The sequence below is a fragment of the Streptomyces torulosus genome (assembly GCF_001419765.1).
Lineage (GTDB): Bacteria > Actinomycetota > Actinomycetes > Streptomycetales > Streptomycetaceae > Streptomyces > Streptomyces torulosus.
The window spans coordinates 1-6,973 of sequence record NZ_LIRK01000691.1 but is presented as its reverse complement, the minus strand read 5'-3'; the positions used below and the strand labels follow the sequence as shown (position 1 = coordinate 6,973).

Here is a 6,973-nt window from a genome sequence, read left to right as displayed (position 1 = left end):
CCCCAGACCGGCTACGCCCCGAGCACCGTCCCCACCCGCCACGGCCTGAGCACTGGCCTCACCCTCAGGTCTCGAGTACCGCCCCCACCCGCTCGGCGAAGTCCGCCACCGCCCGCCGTACGTCCTCCGCCGTCCACTCCAGCCCCGCCGCCCGTACCTCCACCTCGGTGACGGCCAGTCCCGGCCCGCCCCTGTCCCAGGCGCGGGCGAACAGCAGCGTCCCGGTCTCCTCGCCCTGCCGGACCGCGGCCTCCGCGACGACGCCGACGTCGTACGGCAGCCACACCTGGAACTCCTGCGTGTGCGGCACCTCGGGGTGGACCCGCGCCCATGGCACCCCCGCCCGGGCGAACCCCTCGCGCAGCGCGGCGGCGACCACGCGCGCGTGCCGGACGTACTCCGGCAGCCGGGGCAGCTCCCGCTCCAGCCCCACCAGGGCCGACAGGGCGGTCGGGAACTGCTGGAACAGCTGGCCGCCGTACCGGTGCCGCCAGGTTTTCAGGTCCTCGACCAGCGTCCTGGGACCGGCGATCGCCGCACCGCCGTAGGCGTCGAGGGACTTGTAGTACGAGACGTAGACGCTGTCGGCGAGGGAGGCGATCTCGTCCACCGGGTGGCCGAGGTGCGTGACGGACTCCCACAGGCGGGCCCCGTCGAAGTGGACCACCGCGTCGCGCTCGCGCGCCGCCTCGGTGAGAGCCGTCAGCTCCTCCCAGGAGGGCAGGACGAACCCGGCCTCCCTGAGGGGCAGTTCGAGCATCAGCGTCCCGAACGGCTCGGGGAGGCCGTCGACCTCGTCCGCGGTCGGCTGCCGGGCCTCACCCGTCAGCCGGACCGGGCGCAACCCGCTGAGCTGGCTGAACGCGTTCCGTTCGTGCACCTCGGGGTGGGACAGCGCGTGCAGCGCGACGGCCGGGTTCCCGGTCCGGGCCGCCCAGCAGCGCAGGGCCACCTGCTGGGCCATCGTTCCGGTCGGGAAGAAGGCGGCGGCCTCCATGCCGAGCAGCGCGGCCGTCCGCTCCTCCAGGGCCTCCACGACACCGTTGCCGTAGATGTCCGCCGACCCGTCCAGGTCGTACACGTCCCCGGCCGCGTCGAGCACGGCCAACCGCTCCCGGACCGTCCCCAGGGCACCCGGCCGCGACAGCACCCGGTCCGCCGCGCGGTGCGCGATCAGCCGCCGCCGGTACCGCGACATCGCCGCGGACTCCTCAAGCTTCTCTTTCGTCTCCTCGCCCGCCGCGTGCCCCTCCGCGGAGTCCGTCCCGCCGTGCGTGTGTGCCGTCGTGTTCTCCGCCGCGTCAGTCATCCCCGGATCATCCCGCGCCCCGCCCTCCGGGCACACGGATTTCACACCGCCATGACCTGCGGACATTCCACGCGGAAACCCACAGCCTGTGGACAACCGATCGACCCTCGAACCAATCGCGTTAACATGACGAGAAATCGTCCGGTACCCGGAGCGGACTGGAACGGGAAGGCCACCGCGAGTGAGTACATTCCAGCAACCAGAGCCGAAGGACCGCCCCGCGCGGCTCACCGTCGGCGTCGTGGGCGCCGGCCGGGTCGGCCCGGCGCTGGCCGCGTCGCTGAAGCTCGCGGGACACCGCCCGGTGGCCGTGTCGGGGGTCTCCGACGCCTCCCGGCGACGCGCCGCCGAGCTGCTGCCCGACGTGCCGCTGATGCCCCCGGCCGACGTACTGCGCCACGCCGACCTGGTCCTGCTGACCGTCCCCGACGACGCCCTGCCGGGCCTCGTGGAGGGCCTCGCCGAGACCGGTTCCGTCCGGCCGGGACAGCTGCTGGTGCACACCTCCGGGCGGTACGGCGCGAAGGTGCTGGACCCGGCGCTGCGGGCCGGGGCGCTGCCCCTCGCGCTGCACCCCGCGATGACGTTCACCGGGACCGCCGTGGACGTGCAGCGGCTCGCCGGGTGCTCCTTCGGGGTCACGGCGCCCGAGGAGCTGCGGCTGGCCGCCGAGGCGCTGGTGATCGAGATGGGCGGCGAGCCCGAGTGGATCGCCGAGGCGAACCGCCCGCTCTACCACGCGGCCCTCGCCCTCGGCGCCAACCACCTGGTCACCCTGGTCGCCCAGTCCATGGAACTGCTGCGCACGGCCGGCGTCACCGCCCCCGACCGCATGCTCGGCCCACTCCTCGGCGCCGCCCTCGACAACGCCCTGCGGTCCGGGGACGCGGCCCTCACCGGCCCCGTCGCGCGCGGGGACGCGGGCACGGTCGCCGCGCACATCGCCGAGCTGCGCGCGCACGCCCCCGCCACCGTGGCCGGGTATCTGGCGATGGCCCGCGCCACCGCCGACCGGGCCCTCGCCCACGGCCTGCTCAAGCCGGAGCTCGCAGAGGACCTCCTCGGGGTACTCGCCGACGGAGCGGGCGGGACCACCGGGACCGAAGGGAACGCCGGATGACCACCACCGTGCTGCGCACCGCCGACGAACTGCACGCACGCACGCGTGCGGGCCGCCGCGCCGTCGTGATGACCATGGGCGCCCTGCACGAGGGCCACGCCACGCTGGTCCGCACCGCTCGCGAGATCGCGGGCGCCGAGGGCGAGGTCGTCGTCACCGTCTTCGTGAACCCCCTCCAGTTCGGCGCGGGCGAGGACCTCGACCGCTATCCGCGCACCCTGGACGCCGACGTCAAGCTCGCCGAACAGTCCGGCGCCGACGTCGTGTTCGCCCCTGCCGTCGACGAGGTCTACCCGGGCGGCGAACCCCAGGTCCGCATCACCGCCGGCCCCATGGGGGAACGCCTGGAGGGCTCCTCCCGCCCCGGCCACTTCGACGGCATGCTCACCGTCGTCGCCAAGCTGCTCCACCTCACCCGCCCCGACGTGGCGCTCTACGGCCAGAAGGACGCCCAGCAGCTCGCCCTGATCCGCCGCATGGTCCGGGACCTCAACTTCGGCGTGGACGTCGTCGCCGTCCCCACCGTCCGCGAAGCCGACGGGCTGGCCCTCTCCAGCCGCAACCGCTACCTGTCCGCCCAGGAACGCCGCACCGCCCTCGCCCTCTCCCAGGCCCTGTTCGCGGGCCGGGACCGGCACGCCGCGCAGGAGGCGCTCCGCGCGCGTGCCCGCGAAGTGCCCGCCACGCGTGCGCGTGCCGAGGCCCTCAGCGCGCTCGGCGAGTCCCGCGCCGCCGCCGACGCCCACGCCATGGCCAAGGCCGCGCCCGGCGGCCCCGCAGCCGTCCGCGCCGCCGCCCGGCTGGTCCTCGACGAGGCCCTGCGCATGAAACCACCGCTGGAACTGGACTACCTGGCCCTGGTGGACCCGTCCGACTTCACCGACATCCCCGACGACTTCACCGGCGAAGCCGTCCTCGCCGTCGCGGCCCGGGTGGGGACGACCCGGCTGATCGACAACATCCCGCTGACCTTCGGAGCCGCCTCGTGAGCAGCACAGGCATACGACTGCACGCGCCCGCACCGGGCTGGTCCATCGACGCCGACGTGGTCGTCGTCGGCTCCGGCGTCGCCGGCCTCACCGCCGCGCTGCGTTGCGAGGCTGCCGGCCTGGCCACGGTCGTCGTCACCAAGGCCCGCCTCGACGACGGCTCCACCCGCTGGGCCCAGGGCGGCATCGCCGCCGCCCTCGGCGAGGGCGACACCCCCGAACAACACCTGGACGACACCCTCGTCGCGGGCGCCGGCCTGTGCGACGAGGACGCCGTACGCCTCCTCGTCACCGAGGGCCCCGACGCCGTGCGCCGCCTCATCGCGACCGGCGCCCACTTCGACGAGTCCGAGGAAGGCGGCCTGGAGCTGACCCGCGAGGGCGGCCACCACCGCCGCCGCATCGCCCACGCGGGCGGCGACGCCACCGGTGCGGAGATCTCCCGGGCCCTCGTCGAGGCGGTACGCGCGCGTGGCCTGCGCACGGTCGAGAACGCGCTCGTCCTGGACCTCCTGACGGACGCCGAGGGCCGCACCGCCGGTGTCACCCTGCACGTCATGGGCGAGGGCCAGCACGACGGCGTGGGAGCCGTCCACGCCCCCGCCGTGGTCCTCGCCACCGGCGGCATGGGCCAGGTCTTCTCCGCCACCACCAACCCGTCCGTGTCCACCGGCGACGGCGTGGCCCTCGCCCTGCGCGCGGGCGCCGAGGTCTCCGACCTCGAATTCGTGCAGTTCCACCCCACCGTGCTGTTCCTCGGCGCGGACGCGGAGGGCCAGCAGCCGCTGGTGTCCGAGGCCGTGCGCGGCGAGGGCGCCCACCTGGTCGACGCCGGCGGCACCCGCTTCATGCTCGGACAGCACGAGCTGGCCGAACTCGCGCCCCGGGACATCGTCGCCAAGGGCATCATGCGCCGGATGCAGGAGCAGGGCGCCGAGCACATGTACCTGGACGCCCGGCACTTCGGCGCCGACATGTGGGAGCACCGCTTCCCCACCATCCTCGCCGCCTGCCGCGCCAACGGCCTCGACCCCGTCACCGAGCCCATCCCGGTCGCGCCGGCCGCCCACTACGCCTCCGGCGGCGTCCGCACCGATTCCCACGGCCGGACGACCGTCCCCGGCCTGTACGCCTGCGGCGAGGTCGCCTGCACCGGCGTCCACGGCGCCAACCGGCTCGCCTCGAACTCCCTCCTGGAGGGCCTGGTCTACGCCGAGCGCATCGTCGCCGACATCGCCGCGGCCCACGCCGAGAACGGCCTCCACGCGCGCGTGCCCCAGCCCGTCCCGTACGCCGAGCAGCCCGCGCACCCGCTGCTCGCCCCGGAGATACGGTTCGCGATCCAGCGGATCATGACCGAGGGCGCCGGCGTCCTGCGCTCCGAGGCCTCCCTGGCGACCGCCGCCGCGGCCCTGGACCGGCTGCACGCGGAGGCCCGCGACGCGCTCGCCGAGAACGGCAAGACGGCCGAGCCCGGCGTCGACACCTGGGAGACCACCAACCTCCTGTGCGTGGCCCGCGTCCTGGTCGCCGCCGCCCGGCTGCGCGAGGAGACCCGCGGCTGCCACTGGCGCGAGGACCACGCCGACCGCGACGACACCGACTGGCGCCGCCACATCGTCGTACGGCTCAATCCGGACCGCACGCTCGCTCTACACACCACGGATACCGCAGACTTCCCCCCGACCCGGCCGCACCACCAGGAGCAGTGACAGACGTGAGCACCCCCGAACTTCCCCTCGCCTCCGCAGGCGGCTGCGGCGACGGCTGCGCGTGCGGCGCCGACGACGGCCTCACGGGCGAGGAGTACCTGGAGTGCGGGCTCGACCCCGCGCTCGCCCAGCTCCTGGCCGACGCCGGACTCGACCCCGTCGAGGTCGAGGACATCGCCAACGTCGCCATCCAGGAGGACCTCGACCACGGCGTCGACGTCACCACCGTCGCCACGATCCCCGAAGACGCGCGCGCCACCGCCGACTTCACCGCCCGCGAGGGCGGCGTCGTGGCGGGCCTCAGGATCGCCGAGGCGGTCCTGTCGGTGGCCTGCTCCGACGAGTTCGAGGTCGAGCGCCACGTCGACGACGGCGACCGCGTGGAGGCCGGGCAGAAGCTCCTCAGCGTCACCGGCGCCACTCGCGACCTCCTCACCGCCGAGCGCAGCGCCCTGAACCTCCTGTGCCGCCTCTCCGGCATCGCGACCGCCACGCGCGCGTGGGCGGACGCCCTGGAGGGCACCAAGGCGAAGGTCCGCGACACCCGGAAGACGACGCCGGGGCTGCGCTCCCTGGAGAAGTTCGCCGTCCGCTGCGGCGGCGGCGTCAACCACCGCATGTCGCTGTCCGACGCGGCCCTCGTCAAGGACAACCACGTCGTCGCCGCCGGCGGGGTCGCGCAGGCCTTCAAGGCCGTCCGCGAGATGTTCCCCGAGGTGCCCATCGAGGTCGAGGTCGACACCCTCCACCAGCTCCGCGAGGTCGTCGACGCGGGCGCCGACCTGATCCTCCTGGACAACTTCACGCCCCTGGAGTGCGAGGAGGCCGTCGCCCTCGTCGCCGGCCGCGCGCTGCTGGAGGCCTCCGGCCGCCTCACCCTCGCGGGCGCCAAGGCGTACGCGGACACCGGCGTCGACTTCCTGGCCGTCGGGGCCCTGACCCACTCGTCCCCGATCCTGGACATCGGCCTCGACCTGCGCGCGGCCGAGTAGGGACGGGGACCGGTCATGCTGCTGACGATCGACGTGGGCAACACCCACACCGTCCTCGGACTGTTCGACGGTGAGGACATCGTCGAACACTGGCGCATCTCCACGGACTCGCGCCGTACCGCCGACGAACTGGCCGTCCTCCTCCAGGGCCTCATGGGCATGCACCCGCTCCTCGGCGAGGAACTCGGCGACGGCATCGACGGCATCGCGATCTGCGCGACGGTCCCCTCGGTGCTGCACGAACTGCGCGAGGTGACCCGGCGCTACTACGGGGACGTCCCGGCCGTCCTCGTCGAGCCCGGCGTGAAGACCGGCGTGCCGATCCTCACCGACAACCCCAAGGAGGTCGGCGCCGACCGCATCATCAACGCGGTCGCCGCGGTCGAGCTGTACGGCGGTCCCGCGATCGTCGTCGACTTCGGTACGGCGACGACGTTCGACGCGGTCAGCGCGCGCGGCGAGTACGTCGGCGGTGTCATCGCCCCCGGCATCGAGATCTCCGTCGACGCGCTCGGCGTCAAGGGCGCGCAGCTCCGCAAGATCGAGGTCGCCCGGCCGCGCAGCGTGATCGGCAAGAACACGGTCGAGGCGATGCAGTCGGGCATCGTCTACGGGTTCGCCGGGCAGGTCGACGGCGTGGTGAGCCGTATGGTCCGCGAGCTGGCGGACGACCCCGAGGAGGTGACGGTGATCGCCACGGGTGGGTTGGCACCGATGGTGCTGGGCGAGTCCTCGGTGATCGACGAGCACGAACCGTGGTTGACGCTGATCGGGCTGCGGCTGGTGTACGAGCGGAACGTGTCGCGTCTCTGAGGGCGCCCAACAGCTCGGGGGCGCGGGTGGATCCGGCG

General features: G+C 74.0%; 6 protein-coding genes. 5 read left to right on the top strand and 1 reads right to left on the bottom strand.

Features of this window, described 5'->3' with window-relative positions:
- Positions 1 to 64 precede the first annotated feature (64 nt).
- Positions 65 to 1,198 (bottom strand): threonine aldolase family protein, encoded by a 1,134-nt coding sequence (locus tag AOK23_RS37600; protein ID WP_240496736.1) that lies wholly within the window; start codon positions 1,196 to 1,198, stop codon positions 65 to 67.
- A gap of 292 nt (positions 1,199 to 1,490) precedes the next feature.
- On the opposite strand from AOK23_RS37600, the gene AOK23_RS37595 reads away from it, so the two are divergent.
- From AOK23_RS37595 to AOK23_RS37575, 5 genes are read left to right on the top strand one after another with little or no spacing between them, the layout of a single operon-like run.
- Complete coding sequence (locus AOK23_RS37595; RefSeq protein ID WP_055716964.1) at positions 1,491 to 2,429, top strand: Rossmann-like and DUF2520 domain-containing protein; 939 nt, start codon at positions 1,491 to 1,493, stop codon at positions 2,427 to 2,429.
- Positions 2,426 to 3,418: a pantoate--beta-alanine ligase gene (panC, locus tag AOK23_RS37590; RefSeq protein ID WP_055716963.1), complete on the top strand. Its 993-nt coding sequence runs from the start codon at positions 2,426 to 2,428 to the stop codon at positions 3,416 to 3,418. Before AOK23_RS37595 ends, panC begins: the two co-directional genes overlap by 4 nt.
- Entirely contained in the window at positions 3,415 to 5,130 is a 1,716-nt protein-coding gene (locus AOK23_RS37585) for an L-aspartate oxidase (protein ID WP_055716962.1), read from the top strand. Before panC ends, AOK23_RS37585 begins: the two co-directional genes overlap by 4 nt.
- A 5-nt stretch (positions 5,131 to 5,135) precedes the next feature.
- Positions 5,136 to 6,122 (top strand): carboxylating nicotinate-nucleotide diphosphorylase, encoded by a 987-nt coding sequence (nadC, locus tag AOK23_RS37580; RefSeq protein ID WP_055716961.1) that lies wholly within the window; start codon positions 5,136 to 5,138, stop codon positions 6,120 to 6,122.
- A gap of 15 nt (positions 6,123 to 6,137) precedes the next feature.
- A complete protein-coding gene (locus AOK23_RS37575; protein ID WP_055716960.1) occupies positions 6,138 to 6,935 on the top strand; it encodes a type III pantothenate kinase in 798 nt (265 codons plus the stop codon).
- Positions 6,936 to 6,973 lie beyond the last annotated feature (38 nt).